This window comes from Cupriavidus sp. GW823-FHT07A04, from assembly GCF_058794615.1.
In genome coordinates this window covers 70,094-85,551 of sequence record NZ_JBXAHA010000011.1, presented here as the reverse complement: position 1 = coordinate 85,551, position 15,458 = coordinate 70,094, and the positions used below count along the sequence as shown (strand labels likewise).

The following is a 15,458-nucleotide window of genomic DNA, read 5'->3' as shown; positions in this document are numbered from 1 at the left end:
CGTGGTGGGCGTGGCAAGTGTTGTCATGGAGCGTGGCGACCTTGGCTGCGCCTACCTTCCTCACCATCGGCGTGCTGCTGATGCGGGACGCGCGCAGCGATCATCCGTTCTTCTGGCCGTCGCTGATGGGGATCGTGGCGGCAGCCAATGCCGTGGCGATCCTGCGCATCAACCACCTGCACCGGCATGCCGCCTTCACCGGACGCGTGGCACTGGCGCTGCGGTATTCGTGCGCCGGCATGTCGTCGGGCTGCGCCATGTTCCTGGTCCTGGGCTGGGGCACGGGCGTGCTGCCGGAGATGGTGGCGCCGATGGCGGGCACGGTCGACGCGGCCGCGCCCGTGGTGGCGACGGCGCCGTGGAGCGCGGCGATTGCCGTGCTGTTCGGCGTTGGCTCCTTCGCGCATGCTGGCGTGCTGCATGCATGGATCGGCTTTTGCCATGCGCAGGAGGGAGCCGGCTAGCGGATGGCTAGCCAGACTTGCGCACCACCGGCCGCGTGAAGATCAGCGCGGTCTCGGTGCCGGCGGTGTCAGGGTCATAGAGGTCCCAGTCCAGCCCGCACAGCGAGAATCCCAGCGCGCGGTAAAAGCCGATGGCCGGGTAGTTGGTGTTTTGCGTTTCGGCGCGCAGGCAGCGGGCCGGCGTTGCTAGCAGCAGGCGGTTGATTTCCCCCAGCAGCACGCGGCCGATGCCGGTGCCGCGGAACGCGGGCGCGACGATGATGGCGCTCAGCAGCGCGGACCGGTTCCAGGCTTCGAGCCTGACGGCGGCAAAGCCGCCGATGTCGCCGCTTGCGCTCTCGAACACCAGCGCGTGGTCGGCCTTGGCGCAATCCTGCTCGAAGCCGGACGGGTCGTAGTGGTTGAGCACGGGCTGGCCCAGCACCTGCTCCACGAGCCAGATGCCCAGCGGGCCGCTTTTGACCGCGTAGATGCGATCGGTCTCGTAGGTGGTGTCGAGCTTGAGGATGCCGGCGCCGTCACGCGCCCAGTCGAGCGGTCTGATAGTCATGCGGTGATGCTTTCAAGTGCGGTGCGTGCCGGCCTTGACCCGTTTCCCATTCTAGGCGTCCCGCCCTGGTTGTGCATTGCTGATGCGCCGCCCGGGCGCCGATGCCCTCAACGCCGGCGCAGCAGCGCCTCAAGCTCACCCGCGGCGTGCTTGAGCGCCGGCAGGTAGTGCTGCTCCAGGTGCGCCGCGCCACGGCTGCCCAGCACCATGCTCAGGCCCAGTCCCGCCACCACCTTGCCGGACTCGGCGCGCACCGGCACCGAGATGCCGGCGAAGCCGTCCACCAGTTCGCTGATCAGCGTGCAGTAGCCGTCGCCGCGCACTTGCTTGAGCGTGCGCGCCAGTGCCGTGCGCGAGCTGACCGTGAACGGGGTGAGCTTGCGTAGCTGCGCGGTGGCAAGGTAAGCCTCGAGCGCCTTGTCGTCCAGCCCGGCCAGCAGCACGCGGCCGAGCGAGTGGGCGTAGGCCGGCATGCGCCGCCCCACGCCCATGTCGACGCGCAGGATCTGCGGTGGCTCTTCGCGCGCCACCAGCGCCACCGATTCACCGTCCAGCACGCCCAGCGAGCAGGTTTCCCCCGTCTGCTCGGAGAGCGCCTTGAGGTAGGGCGCGGCCAGTTGCGGCAGGTTCATCGATGCAAAGTACGCGTAGCCCAGGTCCATCACGCGCGGGGTGATGGAAAAGTCCCGGCCGTCCTGCGCGACATAGCCATTGTGTTGCAGGGTCAGCAGCAGCCGCCGCGCCGCGGCGCGGGTCACGTCGAGCTGTTCCGCCACGTCCTGCATGGTGAGGCTCCCCGCGCCGGAGGCGAACAGGCGCAGCAGCGCCAGGCCATTGGTCAGCGAATCGAGCAGTTCTTCCTTTTTCTGCGGGTTGGCCAGGGGCGTGTCGGGGCTGTTCATAGCGTGAGGAGACGGAAACAGGGTGATTTTAGTGCGCTGAACGCACTTGCGCGATGTCGGCATGACTACGTATGATAGGTGTTTTGCGAACAAATGTTCGCGGAATATGTGGTGTGCAGCGCGGAGTGCGGTCCGGCGCAATGCGTGCAGGCAGCACGCCGCACGCCGCGCCGAGAAGAACACGATGGAGACAGCCATGAAGGTCATCAGCGCGCAGCAGGCGGCTGCGCTCGTGCAATCCCGGTGGACCGTGGCCAGCGCCGGTTTCGTGGGCGCCGGCCATGCCGAGGCGGTAACGGACGCACTCGAGCGCCGTTTCCTGGACGCCGGCATGCCGCGCGACCTGACGCTGGTGTATTCGGCGGGGCAGGGCGACCGCGGCGCGCGCGGCGTGAACCACTTCGACAACGCGGGCATGACCGGGCGCATCGTGGGCGGGCACTGGCGCTCCGCCACGCGCCTGGCCTCGCTTGCCATGGCCGAGGCGTGCGAGGGCTACAACCTGCCGCAGGGCGTGCTGACCCACCTGTACCGTGCCATCGCCGGCGGCAAGCCCGGCGTGCTGACCAAGATCGGCCTGCACACGTTCGTGGATCCGCGCACCGCGCAGGACAGCCGCTACCACGGTGGCGCCATCAACCGCAGCGCGCAGGCGGCAATTGCCGAGGGCCGCGCGAACTGGGTCGAGGCGGTCGATTTTCGCGGTGACGAATACCTGTTCTATCCGAGCTTCCCGATCCACTGCGCGCTGATCCGCTGCACCGCCGCCGATACGCGCGGCAACCTGAGCACGCACCGCGAGGCCTTTCACCACGAACTGCTGGCGATGGCGCAGGCGGCGCACAACTCCGGCGGTATCGTGATCGCGCAGGTGGAGTCGCTGGTGGATCACCACGACAACCTGCAGGCCATCCACGTGCCCGGCATCCTGGTCGACTACGTGGTGGTGAGCGAGAACCCGGCGCATCACCAGATGACGTTCGCGGAGCAGTTCAATCCGGCCTACGTGACGCCGTGGCAAGGAGAAGCTGCCGGCACTGTCAACGTCACCAGCGCACCGGCGCCAGCGGTGCCGGCAGTGCCCCCGGTGCTTGATGCCCGCACCATCGTGCAGCGGCGCGCGGTGCTGGAGCTGGCGCGCAGGCAGCCGCGCGTGGTCAACCTCGGGGTTGGCATGCCCGCCGCCGTCGGCATGCTGGCGGTGGAGGCCGGCGTTGACGGCTTCACGCTCACGGTGGAAGCCGGCCCGATCGGCGGCACGCCCGCGGATGGCCTCAGCTTTGGCGCATCCGCCTATCCGGAAGCGATCGTCGACCAGCCGGCGCAGTTCGATTTCTATGAGGGCGGCGGCATCGATCTCGCCATCCTCGGGCTGGCCGAGCTGGACGGGCACGGCAACGTCAACGTCAGCAAGTTTGGCGAAGGCGCTGAAGCGCTGATCGCCGGCGTCGGCGGCTTTATCAACATCACGCAGAGCGCCAAGGCCGTGGTCTTCGTCGGCACGCTCACCGCCGGTGGCCTGGAGGTGCGCGCCGAGAACGGCGCCCTGCGCATCGCGCGCGAAGGCCGCGTGAAAAAGATCGTGCCGCAGGTCTCGCACCTGAGTTTCAACGGCCCTTATGTGGCTTCGCTCGGCATCCCCGTGCTCTACATCACCGAGCGTGCGGTCTTTGAGATGCGCCCCGACGCCATCGGCGCGGAGCACCTGACCCTGATCGAGATCGCGCCGGGCATCGACCTGCAGCGCGATGTGCTGGACCAGTGCGCCACCGCGGTCACCGTGGCGCCCGACCTGCGCACCATGGATGCGCGATTGTTCCGCTCAGGTCCATTGAAGCTCTGAAGCTCTGAGGCGCGCCGCGCCGCCGCCCGATAACAAACGACCGGCCATGACCGGTCATGGAGGAGGCCATCGAAGCTTTGTCCTGTCTTTCCCGTTAGTGTTGCTGGATCGCCGACGCGCGCGCGGGCTGTCAAGCCGGCACGCGTCATTGCTGGATTACGTTTCATACTCATCATGCAGAAGACAAGCCGTCGTATTTTCTCGCGCCGCCTGGGTGCGGCCATCCTGGGCGTTTCGCTGCCGCTGTGCGCGCCGCAGGCCTTCGCGCAAGCCTATCCGTTCAAGCCAATCCGCCTGGTGGTGCCGTTCCCGCCGGGCGGCCCGACCGATACCGCCGCGCGCATCATCGGCCAGAAGATGGGCGAATCGCTCAAGCAGACGGTGGTGGTGGACAACCGGCCAGGCGCTTCCGGCACGATCGGCGCGGAAGCCGTCGCCAAGAGCGCGCCGGATGGCTACACGCTGATGGTGCTGGCCACGCCCACGCTGCTGGCGCCGCACCTGATCAGCCGCAAGGGCTACGACATCTTCAAGGATTTCACGCCGATCGGTTCCGCCTACGACCTGCCCATTGTCATGGTGGTCAACCCGCAGGCCATGCCCGACGTGACCGACCTGCAGCAATACATCGCCCGCGCCAAGGCCAAGCCTGGCGCGCTCAACTACACCAGCGCCGGCAATGGCAGCTTTGGCCATCTGTCCACCGAACTACTCAAGAGCACTGGGCATTTCGACGTGCAGCACGTGCCCTACAAAGGCAGCGCGCCGGCGATCTCCGATCTGCTGGCCGGCCAGGTGCCGATGATGTTCTCCGACATGATCGCGGCGCTGCCGCACATCAAGGCCGGCAAGCTGCGTCCCATCGCCGTGGGCTCGGCCAAGCGCGTGAGCTTCACGCCCGATGTGAAGACGGTGGCGGAGCAGGGATTCCCCGGTTTCGAGGCCACCGCCTGGGGCGGCCTGCTGGCCCCCGCCGGCACGCCCAAGGATGTGATCGCCAGGTTGTCGGCCGAGCTGAAGGCGGCGCTGGCCGATCCCGTGGTGCAGGAAAAGATGCTCGGCGCGGGCACGGTCGCTGCCTACCAGCCGCCGGAACAACTGGCATCGCGCATGCGCAACGACTACAAGAAGTGGGGCAAGGTGATCCAGGACAACGGCATCAAGAGCGACTGAGTCTGGCAGGTGCCATCGAACGTTGCCGGCCAGGATTGGATCGGTAGTGGAGAAGGGCCGGACACACGGGGTGTCCGGCCCTTATTCTTTTTTGCTCCGCTTTGGGCGGCTACGAGGCGGGCAAGTCGGACAGGCCGGGCAGAGGCAGCTTGTCGTGCATCGCGGGCGGCCCCGGCAGGATCTGGTGAACCAGGCCGACCAGCGCCTGCGCCGCCGGCGACAGCGAGCGCCCGGCGAGCGAGACCAGCCCATACGCGGCCTTGAGATCGATTGGCGGCGTGACCTGCAGGGCCACGAGCGCGCCGCTGGCTTGCTCCGCGGTCATCATGGCCCTGGGCACCAGGCCGATGGCGTCGGTGTTGAGGATCAGCGTGCGCAGCGTGTGCATGTCGTCGCAGGTCACCGTGAGCAACTCGCGCGCGCCCTCGCCAGCCTCCGCGCGGATGCGCTCGCGAAAGAAGTCCGCCACCCGCGCCGGGATGCGCGGGCCGGCCACGGGAAACGCCAGCAGGCCGGTCAGCGCGGCCGCCCCGCGCGCGGCCAGCGCATGGCCGCTGCGCACGAAGAAGCTGGTCTCCAGCGAGCGCAGGCGGTCGATCCGCAACTGCGCTTCATCCTTCAGGCTCTGGCTCTCGCCCACAAAAAAATCCAGCTGCTCGGCCTTGAGCTTTTGCACCATCGAAGGCGTGTCCGCGATCTCGATGTCGATTCGCAGCTTGGGATAGCGCGCCAGCAGCGCCGTCAGCACGGGCTCCATCAGGATGGCCGCGGCAAACGGGCCAAAGCCTACGCTCACTTCGCCCATCTCCACGTCGCGCAGCAGTTCCAGGTCGCGCCGCAGCTCGCGGCCTTCGCGCAGCATGCGGCGCGCCCGCTCCAGCACGATGCTGCCGGAGGCCGTGGGGCGCGCCTTGCCGTAGCTGCGGTCCAGCAGCTGGCTGCCGAACTCGTCTTCCAGGCCCTGGATGCTGCGCGAGAGCGCCGGTTGCGACAGGTGCAGCGCGGTGGCGGCGCGGGCAAAGCTGCCTTGCTCGATCAGGGTGACGAAATGATGCAGGCGGCGCAGGCCCATGATTTTGTTTTTTATGCATGGAAAACTGAAAAATATTGCATTGGACGTATTTTCTCAAGTCGGTAAGCATGTCCCGACCAATAAAAGAAGATTTCTGGAGACTAGGCATGGTTCGACGCGCTTTGCTTGCGCTTGCCCTTGGCGGCACTTCCCTGATGACTTCCCACGCCATGGCTGATGCTTACCCGGCCAAGCCGGTGCGCGTGGTGGTGCCCTATGCGGCCGGCGGCGGCAGCGATATCGTGGCGCGCGCGCTGGGCGAGAAGCTGAGCAAGAAGCTCGGCCAGCCCATCATCGTGGACAACAAGGCCGGCGCCTCCGGGATCATCGGCACGGACGCGGTGGCCAAGGCGGCGCCGGACGGCTACACGCTGCTGGTCACGATCACGCAGTCCGTGCTGACCAACCAGTTCCTCTACAACCGGCTGCCCTACGATCCGCGCAAGGACCTGACGCTGGTCAACGTGATCGCCGATGCGCCGCTGGTGCTGGTCACCACGCCATCGCTGCCGGTCAAGTCAGTCAAGGAGTTGGCCGACTACGGCCGCGCTCACAAGGGAAAGGTCAGCTATGCCTCCTGGGGTGTCGGCTCGTATCCGCACCTCGCCGGCGCGTATTTCAGCAAGGTCACGCATGGCGATATGGTGCACGTGCCGTACAAGGGCGAGGCCCCCATGCTGCAGGACCTGCTTGGCGGCCAGGTGCAGTGGGCCGTGGCCAGCGTGCTGTCGGCCAAGCCTTACATCCAGAGCGGCAAGCTCAAGGCCATCGCGGTGACGGGCACGCAGCGCAGCCCGGTGCTGCCGGACCTGCCGACCTTCGCCGAGGCGGGCATGGACGACAACGCGTTCAAGGTGTTGGGCTGGATTGGGTTGCTGGCGCCGGTCGGCACGCCCGCGCCGGTGGTGGCGAAGCTGGATGAAGAGGTGCGCGCGCTGATCCAGGCGCCGGACATGCAGGCGCGTTTCGCCGCGCTGGGCCTGCGCCCGGTGGGCAGCACGCCTGCCCAGTCGCAAGCCATCTTTGCGCGGGAATGGCCGGTGTGGAAGACGCTGGTGGCGGAGTCGGGCGCGAAACTGGATTAAGCCGCAATGGAAAAAAGGGCCGCATGCAGTGAATGTATGCGGCCCCTCGCTTGGCCGGTAAGCCTCTTAGCCTCTTAGCCTCTTAGCCCATTAGCCCATTAGCCCATTAGCCTATTCGCCGGTCGGCCAGCCGTCAGTTGCTGGCGTTGCTTCCCGGTTCGATCTCCGGCGCGTTGGCGGCATGGCTGGCGTGCTTCAGCGGCAAGACCTGCGCGTCGTCCGTGTGCGATGCCGCTTGCGCGGCCGCGAGGCTGGGAACCAGGCCCTGCAGCGAGCCGCCGGCCAAGCCCACTTCCTTGAGCAACGAATCGATCAGCGGCGCATGCGCGCGGTAGGACAGCGCGGCGGACATCGCCTGCTCCGCGAGATTGCCGTTGCCATTTCCATTGCCGCCACCGTTGCCTGCGCTGCCGGCTGGCGCCGCGCCGCCGCGGTTGAGGCCGTCGACCTGGATGATCTTGATGCCATCGATCGCCTTCATCGGCTCCACGCTCTGCTGGATCACGCCCGGCAGCGCCTGCAGCAGCGCCAGCTTGAACTTCAGGCTGGTCTGGTCCGACGACAGCGCGTTGATGGCGTCGTTGAGCGCGCGCTGCGCCTCGGCTTCGGCCAGGCCCTTCTTGCGTGCGGCCTCGGCCAGTTCGACGATGGCGGTGGCCTGCATCTGCGCTGCCTCGCGCTCGGCGCGCGCCTGCGTGGTGACGTGCACCGCCTGGGTCTCGGCCTCCTGCGCGGCCTCGATCAGGGCCACCTGCTTGGCCCGGTCGGCTTCAGCGGTGCGCCGTGTGGTCTCCACCATCTGCTCGGCCTTGACCGCTTCAGCCAGCGCCTCGTTGGCGCGCCCCTGCGCCTGCGATTGCGCTTCCGATTTGGCGGCGATCACGATGGCCTTTTCCTGTTCGGCGATTTCCGTCACCTTGGCCTGCTCGATGGCCGCCATCTGGGTGACGCGCTGCTGCTCGATTTCCTTGACCCGCACGTCGCGCTCGGCTTCGACCTTGCGCGTGCGCACGGCCTGCTCGCGCTGGATCTCGGACTCCTGCACCTGGCGCTCGGCGGTGATGCGGCTTTGCTCGGCCTCCTGCTTGCGCTCGGCCTCGTAGGACGCGATGCGCGCGTTCTGCTCGGCGGTGCGGGTCTTCACCTGCTGTTCCTGCTCGAGCTTCATGAACGATTCCTGCTGCTCGATCTCCAGCTTCTTGGCCAGCGCGTCGCGGTTCTTCTCGCGCACGGAGACCTCGGTGTCCTGCTCGACTTCGTTGCGTTCCTTGCGGCGGCGCTCGGTTTCCTGCGTGAGCTTGGTCAGGCCCTCGGCATCGAAGGCGTTGTTGGGGTCGAAGAACTCCTTCGAGGTCTGGTTGAAGTTGGTGAGCGACACGCTCTCCAGTTCCAGCCCGTTCTTGGTCAGGTCTTCGGCCACGGTGTTCTGCACGCCCTGCACGAATTGCTCGCGCGCATCCTGCAGGTCCTGCATGCTCATCTGCGCCGCGGTGGAGCGCAGCGCGTCGACGAACTTGTCGTCCACCAGCGCGCGCAGGCTCTCCGGCGCCAGCGTGCGCTGGCCCAGCGTTTGCGCGGCGGTGGACACGCCTTCCACGGTGGGTTTGACGCGCACGAAGAACGCCACCACCACATCCACGCGCATGCGGTCCTTGGTGATCAGGCTGTCGCGTGAGGCACGGCTGACCTCCAGCTTGAGCGTGTTCATGTTGATCGGGATGATTTCATGGAACACCGGCAGCACGATGGCGCCGCCGCTCATGATCACCTTTTGCCCGCCCAGCCCGGTACGCACGAAGGCGCGCTCGGCCGATGCGCGCGTGTACAGGCGCGAGAAGATCAAGCCGATGATGCACAGGCCGAGTACGCCGGCCAGGCCGATGACACCCCAGAAGATGATGGAATCCATATTGGTTCTGATGCTCCCTTGGAACTTGGAAAAAATACCGCGGACGGCTTGCGTCCGCGTGTGGCCTACAGCAGATCGGGCCGCGGGTTGACGATGGCGCGATACAAGGTGCCGGAGGTGCGCGCGACGATCAGTACGGTTTCGCCGCGCGGAAAACGCTGGCCAGGCTCGTCCGGCTCGACGCGCAGGTAGTGGGCCTGGCCATACTCATCCACCAGGCGCGCTTGCGCCGGATTGCCGGCCGAGGCCTCGCCGAGCGTGACCTGGGCAACGCGCCCGACGAAGTCGAGTTCGGAGATGGCGGAGGATTCATCCTGCGGAAAATAGCGACCCACCACGCCGCCGGTGGCGCGCACGAAGGGCAGGGCGCCCAGCGTGGCGAGCACCACCGCGAGCGACACGGGCAGCAGGTGGCCGGCCACGGCAGCGATCACCCATTGGAGGATCAGGCCGACGATGGCAAAGCCCATCAGGAACAGCACAATCAGCATCAGCAGCGGCACGCGGCCCACGTGCAGCCAGCCGAGAAACTGGCCGATGGCGCTAGCATCGGCCGCGCTGGCGGCGGTGTGGTCCAGCGCGAAATGCGTGACCAGGAAGCTGTCGGCCTGCTGCGACAGGGCGAGGCCAAGCAGCAGGGCCAGCGCCTCCAGCACGCCGATGACTACCATCAAGCCAATCGCCACCACGAACGGGGCATTGCCCGGCAATAACAGCTGATTCATTTCGGCTTTCTTATTGTGCTGAAGCGGTCGGGATCGGCGGAGCCGGTGTTTGGTGTGCGGCGCTCAGGAGCGCGCCGCGCCGCGTGCGGCCTTCAGGCGCTCGAGGCGCTCGTTGATGCGCTGTTCCTTGTGCAGTGTCTCCAGCCGCTTGAGCAAGGAGGCATCGGCGCTGGAGCTGCCGGCGCCGAGCCCGGCCACGCCGGTGGCGCCGGTCATGGCGCGGTTGAAGCCTTGCTCGAGTTGTTCGGCACGCGCGCCGGCGCTGGTGCCTGGCGCGGCGCCAACGCCGGCGCCCGCGCCCGCGCGCTCGGCGGCTGCGCGCGCGGCCACCATGCCGGCCAGCGCCTGCTCCATCTCGGCGCGCTTGGCGCGCAGGCCAAGCAGGTCGGCTTCGGCCGCCTCGGATTTTTCAACGGCTTCCTGCAGGCTGCCGTTGAGCGTGCCGAGCTGGTCCTCGAGGTCGATCTGGCGCTCGGTGCCCGCGCGCGCCGCGGCGTCGTCGCCGTGGTGGAGCGCCACCGTGACTTGTTCGTCGAGCCGCTCGATCTCGTTGTTGAGCCGCGCGATGGCCTTGGCGGCCTGATGCTTGGCGGCCTCGTGCTGGCCCAGCCCGACCCGCGCCTGCGCGATCACCTCGTCAAACTCGCGCAGGTACTGCTCGAGCACGGCTTGCGGCGTGCGCGCCTCCAGTGAGCTGACCAGTGCGTGCACATTGGCGGTCAGCAGTCGTTTCACACGGTTACCCAGGCCTTCTGTCGTCATGGTGTGTTTCCTCGGCAAATCGATAAGACGCCGCCCAGGCGGCGATGGCAACACGAAAAATTGGGATATTAGGTGGTTTTTCGTGCGCTATTAATCGTTTTTGTTATTTTTAACATTTACGGGGCGCCGGCGTCCAGTTCGGCGGACTCGTAGGCCGGCCGCGACTTGACCGCAACACGGCGAGCACGCGCCCGGTGACATAAAGTTGAAGTCCGCGGCGCCGAAACTGGCGTAGCCGCCACACCCGCACTACCCTTAAATGGGCCGCTAATGCTACAATCTAAGTCTTTGATTTACATGAGCTATTGATCGCGCGGCGGAATTGCCCGCAGAGGCACGGACAGACGACGGCTTGCAGTGGCGTGCGGCAACACAGCGCGCCCCACGCGGCCGGCCCCTAAATCCATGCGCAGATCTCCCCCGCTCGGTTCAAGACGCGTGTCCGTTGGCGCCGGGTTCGCCTCCTGCAAGACACGGAAACCATGACGACTACGACCACTGACCAGACCACCCCCGAGATCACCTTCGACAGCTTCGGGCTGGATGCGCGCATCCAGCGTGCGCTGTCCGAGCAGGGCTACACCAAGCCCACTCCCATCCAGGAGCAGGCGATTCCCGTGGTGCTGCTGGGCAAGGACGTGATGGGCGCGGCCCAGACCGGCACCGGCAAGACCGCCGGCTTTGCGCTGCCGATCATCCAGCGCCTCTTGCCGCTGGCCAGCGCCAGCGCCTCGCCGGCCCGCCATCCGGTGCGCGCCCTGATGCTCACCCCCACCCGCGAACTGGCCGACCAGGTCTACGACAACGTGGCCCGCTACGCGCGCTTCACGGACCTGCGCAGCACGGTGGTGTTCGGCGGCGTGGACATGAACCCGCAGACCGAAGCCCTGCGCCGCGGCGTGGAAATCCTGGTGGCAACCCCGGGCCGGCTGCTCGACCACGTGCAGCAAAAATCGGTGAACCTGTCGCAAGTGCAGATGCTGGTGCTGGACGAGGCCGACCGCATGCTCGACATGGGTTTCCTGCCCGACCTGCAGCGCATCATCAACCTGCTGCCGGCACAGCGCCAGACGCTGCTGTTCTCGGCCACCTTCTCGAACGAAATCAAGCGGCTGGCCGCCAGCTACCTGCACCAGCCGGTCACCATCGAAGTGGCGCGCAGCAACTCGGCCAACGAGAACGTGCGCCAGACCGTGTTCCAGGTCGAAGACGGCCACAAGCAGGCCGCCGTGGTGCACCTGCTGAAGACGCGCGCTGCCGAAGGCCTGTCGCGCCAGTGCATCGTCTTCGTCAACAGCAAGATCGGCTGCTCGCGCCTGGCGCGCCACCTGGAGCGCGAAGGCATCAACGCCGCCGCCATCCACGGCGACAAGACCCAGACCGAGCGCATGCAGACGCTGGATGGCTTCAAGCAAGGCAATATCGATGCGCTGGTCGCCACCGACGTGGCGGCGCGCGGCCTCGACATTCCCGACATGCCCTGCGTGATCAACTTCGACCTGCCGTTCAGCGCCGAAGACTACATCCACCGCATCGGCCGTACCGGCCGTGCCGGCGCCAGTGGCGATGCCCTGTCGATCTACGTGCCGGCCGATGAGCGCCTGCTGGTTGATATCGAGAAGCTGCTCAAGCGCAGCCTGCCGCGTACCGCGCTGGTGGGGTTCGACCCCACCGGCGCCGGCGCCCGCGCAGACGAGAATGACCGCCGCCGTGCCCGCACCGAAATGCGCCGCCCGCGCGCCAATGGCGACGGCGAGGAGCCGCGTGCGCGCCGCAACGATCCGGCCAGCTCGCGCAACACGTTCCGCCCCTCCGACGATTCCTTCTTCTCGCGTCCCTACGAGCCGAGCGCCGCGGCGATTGCCGCGCAGCCCGACGTGACGGACAACAATGCCGCCGCCTTTGGCCGCGGCCGTCCGGCGCCCAAGCGGCAGCTGGCGGCGCTGCTGGGCGGCGTGCCGCGCAAGTCCTGAGCGCCACGGAGCGGCACCGCGCGTAGCGGATCGCTGCCGCCGCAGCCAGCAAGACAGGCGCCTTCGGGCGCCTGTCTTGTTTTGGGCCTCATGCCATTCAGGGGGGCGTCGTCGCTTCGCCGTGCGCCTGGGCGGGCAGGCGTTCCAGCAAGGCCGCCCAGCCGGCAGTGGCATCGCTCAGCCAGCTCTCCACCGATTGCGCCGCGCTCGCCAGTCCCAGGTGCGCGCCGGCCGTGCGCAGTGCCGCCAGCGGATCGAGGTCGTCGATGGCCTGCGCGCCGCTTTGCTTGCTGAGCTTCTCGCCCAGCGCGTTGGTCACCACCGGCACGTGCAGGTACGACGGCGTGGGCAGCCCCAGCAGATGCTGCAGGTGGATCTGCCGCGGCGTGGAGTCGAGCAGGTCGGCGCCGCGCACGATATGCGTGATGCCCTGGTGGCCATCGTCGACCACTACCGCTAGCTGGTAAGCCCACAAGCCATCGGCGCGGCGCAGCACGAAGTCGCCGAGCTCGGTCGCGAGGTCCTGGCATTGCCGGCCTTGCCAGCGGTCGTCGAAGCAGATCAGCGCGGCGTCGCCGTCTGGCACCCGCACCCGCCAGGCGCGGGGCAGCTTGCCATGCAGGCCGTCGCGGCAGGTGCCGGGATACCCGAGTGTCTGGTGGCGCTCACGCGCATGCAGCAGCGAGTCGGCGATTTCCTTGCGCGAGCATCCACAGGGATAAGTCCGATGGTCGGCATCGAGCTGGCGCAGCGCTTCGGCGTACAGCGCTTCGCGCCGGCTCTGCCATTGCGGCGGCTCGTCCGGATGCAGGCCGAGCCGCGCCAGGGCGCGCAGGATCTGCTGGTCCGCGCCGCGCACGCAGCGCGGATAGTCGATGTCCTCGATGCGCACCAGCCAGCTGCCTAGATGGGCGCGTGCGTCGAGCCAGCTGGCCAGCGCGGTGACCAGCGAGCCCATGTGCAACGGGCCGGTGGGGGAGGGCGCAAAGCGGCCCCGGTAGCTGGGCGCCGGGCTAGGGCGGGTAGGCATGACGAAAGCAGGTGTTAGGCGGTGATGGGTCCGGCGATGGGTCTGGTGCTTAGTCAGGCTGGCCCGGCTGCTGCTGGAGCAGGGCTTGCGCCAGGCGCGGGTCGTCCAGCTTGTTGGCCCACCATTGCAGCGCCTTGCCGCGCGTGCTGGTGCGCCAGGCTACCTTGAAATTGCCGGGGGCGCGTACCTCCAGGGTCTCGCGTGCCTGCAGCACGCCGCTTTCGATAAAGGGCTGCGCCATGGGCGCCGGCAGCCAGCCGCAGCCCAGGCCGCGGATCTGGGCTTCGAGCTTGTCGCGCATGGTGGGCACCACCAGCACGTCCTGCCCGGCGAGCACGCCATGGGTGCGGGCGGGCAGGTTGCGCGAGGTATCGCCCACGGCCACGATGCGGTGCTTGGCAATCTGCAGGGTGGTCAGCGGGCCGGGCTCGGTCGCCAGCGGATGATGCGCGGCCACCGCGAAGACAAAGGGCATGGAACCCAGCGGGCGCACCTGGAAGCCCTGGGTGCTCGGCGCATCGTAGGCGCCGCCGATCACCAGGTCGGCGCGGCTGCTGACCAGTGCATCCCACGCGCCGCCCAGCACTTCCTTGGCAAAGCGCAGCCGGGTGGCATCGTTCTCGGCATAGAAGTCCTGGATGACCGGCAGCAGGGCGCGGAAATTGATCAGGTCGTCGACCACGATGGTCAGGGTGGCTTCCCAGCCGGTGGCCAGCCGCTTGACGCGGCGGGCCAGGTCGTCGGCGGCGTGCAGCAGGTGGCGGCCTTCGTCCAGCAAGGCGCGCCCGGCGGGCGTGAGCTCGGCGCGGTGGCGGCGTCGGTCGAATAGCAGCACGTCCAGGTCTTCCTCCAGCTTGCGCACCACATAGGTGAGCGCGGAGGGCACTTTGCCCATCTCGTGCGCGGCGGCGGCAAAGCTGCCCTTGCGCTCGATGGCGTCAAGAACTTCCAGGGATTCGAGAGAGAGTGCCATGTTCAGAATTTCTGAATGAATGCTTCTAAGATCGGTCCGCCAAATATACGCCTGCCACCCTAAACTGCCTAGCATCGAAACGTTGCGCAAGGCCAGGACTAGGATAAACCCAGCTCCTGCGCCGATGTGGCCTGAAGGAGGGCCGTCAAAATGATTGAAATCAGAAAGGCGGGTGAACGTGGTTATGCCGATCATGGCTGGCTCAAGTCATACCATACGTTTTCCTTCGCGGACTACTACGATCCCAAGCACGTGCAGTTCGGGCCGCTGCGCGTCATCAACGAAGACCGTGTAGCGCCGGGCATGGGTTTTGGCACCCATGGCCACCGCGACATGGAAATCATCAGCTATGTGCTGGAAGGCGAGCTGGCCCACAAGGACAGCATGGGCAACGGCAGCGTGATCCGCCCCGGCGACGTGCAGCGCATGAGCGCGGGCACCGGCGTGCGGCACTCGGAGTACAACCACGCCGCACACGACACCACGCACTTCCTGCAGATCTGGATCCTGCCGGAGAAGTCCGACCTTGAGCCCGGCTACGAGGAAAAGCACTTTCCGGCGGCCGACAAGCGCGGCCGGCTGCGCCTGGTGGGCAGCCGCGACGGCGCCGAGGGCTCGGTGGTGATCCATCAGGACATGCGCCTGTATGCCGGCTTGTTTGACGCAGACGAGTCCGCCACGCTGGCGCTGGCGCCCAAGCGCAAGGCCTATGTGCATGTGGCGCGTGGCCGCGTCACCGTCAATGGCAAGGCGCTGGAAGCGGGCGATGCCGCACAGCTCGAAGGCGCCGAGGCCGTGACCCTGGCGCACGGCGATGGTGCCGAAGTGCTGGTGTTTGACCTGCCCTGAGGCGTTGCTTCGGCAGCCCGCAGCCCGCCCGCTTTGCCGGCGGGCAGCGGCGCTTTGTCTGGGCGGGTTTGCCGTATGCTATCGTCTCGCTATAGATAAGATAAGCGATCAGCCCGGCACACGCGCCGCCTGATGCGCCCTGGCCATC

14 protein-coding genes are annotated in these 15,458 nt (G+C 67.3%); 6 read left to right on the top strand and 8 right to left on the bottom strand.

The window, feature by feature from the left end; genetic code table 11:
- The first annotated feature begins 41 nt into the window (after positions 1-41).
- Complete coding sequence (locus tag AC1Q7Q_RS19965) at positions 42-464, top strand: hypothetical protein (RefSeq protein WP_492375448.1); 423 nt, start codon at positions 42-44, stop codon at positions 462-464.
- 7 nt (positions 465-471) lie between these two features.
- On the opposite strand, the gene AC1Q7Q_RS19960 is transcribed toward AC1Q7Q_RS19965, so the two are convergent.
- Positions 472-1,014, bottom strand: a complete 543-nt coding sequence (locus AC1Q7Q_RS19960) for a GNAT family N-acetyltransferase (RefSeq protein WP_492375447.1) — start codon at positions 1,012-1,014, stop codon at positions 472-474.
- 107 nt (positions 1,015-1,121) lie between these two features.
- Complete coding sequence (locus AC1Q7Q_RS19955; protein ID WP_492375446.1) at positions 1,122-1,916, bottom strand: IclR family transcriptional regulator domain-containing protein; 795 nt, start codon at positions 1,914-1,916, stop codon at positions 1,122-1,124.
- 196 nt (positions 1,917-2,112) lie between these two features.
- On the opposite strand from AC1Q7Q_RS19955, the gene AC1Q7Q_RS19950 reads away from it, so the two are divergent.
- Positions 2,113-3,759, top strand: coding sequence for an acyl CoA:acetate/3-ketoacid CoA transferase (locus AC1Q7Q_RS19950; protein WP_492375445.1), 1,647 nt, complete (start codon positions 2,113-2,115; stop codon positions 3,757-3,759).
- 174 nt (positions 3,760-3,933) lie between these two features.
- Positions 3,934-4,932, top strand: coding sequence for a Bug family tripartite tricarboxylate transporter substrate binding protein (locus AC1Q7Q_RS19945; RefSeq protein WP_492375444.1), 999 nt, complete (start codon positions 3,934-3,936; stop codon positions 4,930-4,932).
- Between the two features lie 109 nt (positions 4,933-5,041).
- On the opposite strand, the gene AC1Q7Q_RS19940 is transcribed toward AC1Q7Q_RS19945, so the two are convergent.
- Positions 5,042-6,004 carry a LysR family transcriptional regulator gene (locus AC1Q7Q_RS19940; protein WP_492375443.1) on the bottom strand — a complete coding sequence of 321 codons (963 nt, stop codon included), beginning with the start codon at positions 6,002-6,004 and terminating at the stop codon, positions 5,042-5,044.
- Positions 6,005-6,111: 107 nt separating this feature from the next.
- Here AC1Q7Q_RS19940 and AC1Q7Q_RS19935 point away from each other — a divergent pair, with 107 nt between their 5' ends.
- Positions 6,112-7,089, top strand: coding sequence for a Bug family tripartite tricarboxylate transporter substrate binding protein (locus tag AC1Q7Q_RS19935; RefSeq protein ID WP_492375442.1), 978 nt, complete (start codon positions 6,112-6,114; stop codon positions 7,087-7,089).
- 133 nt (positions 7,090-7,222) lie between these two features.
- Here AC1Q7Q_RS19935 and AC1Q7Q_RS19930 read toward each other — a convergent pair whose 3' ends face one another.
- From AC1Q7Q_RS19930 to AC1Q7Q_RS19920, 3 genes are all read right to left on the bottom strand, one after another.
- Positions 7,223-8,998, bottom strand: a complete 1,776-nt coding sequence (locus AC1Q7Q_RS19930; RefSeq protein WP_492375441.1) for a flotillin family protein — start codon at positions 8,996-8,998, stop codon at positions 7,223-7,225.
- Positions 8,999-9,063: 65 nt separating this feature from the next.
- Positions 9,064-9,723 (bottom strand): YqiJ family protein, encoded by a 660-nt coding sequence (locus AC1Q7Q_RS19925; protein ID WP_492375440.1) that lies wholly within the window; start codon positions 9,721-9,723, stop codon positions 9,064-9,066.
- A gap of 63 nt (positions 9,724-9,786) precedes the next feature.
- Positions 9,787-10,485, bottom strand: coding sequence for a PspA/IM30 family protein (locus tag AC1Q7Q_RS19920; protein WP_492375439.1), 699 nt, complete (start codon positions 10,483-10,485; stop codon positions 9,787-9,789).
- Between the two features lie 482 nt (positions 10,486-10,967).
- On the opposite strand from AC1Q7Q_RS19920, the gene AC1Q7Q_RS19915 reads away from it, so the two are divergent.
- Positions 10,968-12,458 carry a DEAD/DEAH box helicase gene (locus AC1Q7Q_RS19915; protein WP_492375438.1) on the top strand — a complete coding sequence of 497 codons (1,491 nt, stop codon included), beginning with the start codon at positions 10,968-10,970 and terminating at the stop codon, positions 12,456-12,458.
- 97 nt (positions 12,459-12,555) lie between these two features.
- Here AC1Q7Q_RS19915 and gluQRS read toward each other — a convergent pair whose 3' ends face one another.
- Together gluQRS and AC1Q7Q_RS19905 are read right to left on the bottom strand one after the other, a co-directional pair.
- Positions 12,556-13,488, bottom strand: a complete 933-nt coding sequence (gluQRS, locus tag AC1Q7Q_RS19910; protein ID WP_492375437.1) for a tRNA glutamyl-Q(34) synthetase GluQRS — start codon at positions 13,486-13,488, stop codon at positions 12,556-12,558.
- Between the two features lie 49 nt (positions 13,489-13,537).
- On the bottom strand, positions 13,538-14,461 hold the full coding sequence (locus AC1Q7Q_RS19905; RefSeq protein ID WP_309403664.1) for a LysR family transcriptional regulator: 924 nt from the start codon (positions 14,459-14,461) through the stop codon (positions 13,538-13,540).
- Positions 14,462-14,611: 150 nt separating this feature from the next.
- Here AC1Q7Q_RS19905 and AC1Q7Q_RS19900 point away from each other — a divergent pair, with 150 nt between their 5' ends.
- Positions 14,612-15,310, top strand: a complete 699-nt coding sequence (locus tag AC1Q7Q_RS19900) for a pirin family protein (protein ID WP_492375436.1) — start codon at positions 14,612-14,614, stop codon at positions 15,308-15,310.
- Positions 15,311-15,458: the final 148 nt, after the last annotated feature.

What these genes read in the sequence shown, in the direction of transcription:
- AC1Q7Q_RS19925 (WP_492375440.1), bottom strand. Translation starts at nt 9,723, where the DNA reads ATGAATCAGCTGTTATTGCCGGGCAATGCCCCGTTCGTGGTGGCGATT.
- AC1Q7Q_RS19935 (WP_492375442.1), top strand. Translation starts at nt 6,112, where the DNA reads ATGGTTCGACGCGCTTTGCTTGCGCTTGCCCTTGGCGGCACTTCCCTG.
- AC1Q7Q_RS19940 (WP_492375443.1), bottom strand. Translation starts at nt 6,004, where the DNA reads ATGGGCCTGCGCCGCCTGCATCATTTCGTCACCCTGATCGAGCAAGGC.
- AC1Q7Q_RS19955 (WP_492375446.1), bottom strand. Translation starts at nt 1,916, where the DNA reads ATGAACAGCCCCGACACGCCCCTGGCCAACCCGCAGAAAAAGGAAGAA.
- AC1Q7Q_RS19920 (WP_492375439.1), bottom strand. Translation starts at nt 10,485, where the DNA reads ATGACGACAGAAGGCCTGGGTAACCGTGTGAAACGACTGCTGACCGCC.
- AC1Q7Q_RS19945 (WP_492375444.1), top strand. Translation starts at nt 3,934, where the DNA reads ATGCAGAAGACAAGCCGTCGTATTTTCTCGCGCCGCCTGGGTGCGGCC.
- AC1Q7Q_RS19960 (WP_492375447.1), bottom strand. Translation starts at nt 1,014, where the DNA reads ATGACTATCAGACCGCTCGACTGGGCGCGTGACGGCGCCGGCATCCTC.
- AC1Q7Q_RS19905 (WP_309403664.1), bottom strand. Translation starts at nt 14,461, where the DNA reads ATGGCACTCTCTCTCGAATCCCTGGAAGTTCTTGACGCCATCGAGCGC.
- AC1Q7Q_RS19900 (WP_492375436.1), top strand. Translation starts at nt 14,612, where the DNA reads ATGATTGAAATCAGAAAGGCGGGTGAACGTGGTTATGCCGATCATGGC.
- gluQRS (WP_492375437.1), bottom strand. Translation starts at nt 13,488, where the DNA reads ATGCCTACCCGCCCTAGCCCGGCGCCCAGCTACCGGGGCCGCTTTGCG.
- AC1Q7Q_RS19930 (WP_492375441.1), bottom strand. Translation starts at nt 8,998, where the DNA reads ATGGATTCCATCATCTTCTGGGGTGTCATCGGCCTGGCCGGCGTACTC.
- AC1Q7Q_RS19915 (WP_492375438.1), top strand. Translation starts at nt 10,968, where the DNA reads ATGACGACTACGACCACTGACCAGACCACCCCCGAGATCACCTTCGAC.
- AC1Q7Q_RS19950 (WP_492375445.1), top strand. Translation starts at nt 2,113, where the DNA reads ATGAAGGTCATCAGCGCGCAGCAGGCGGCTGCGCTCGTGCAATCCCGG.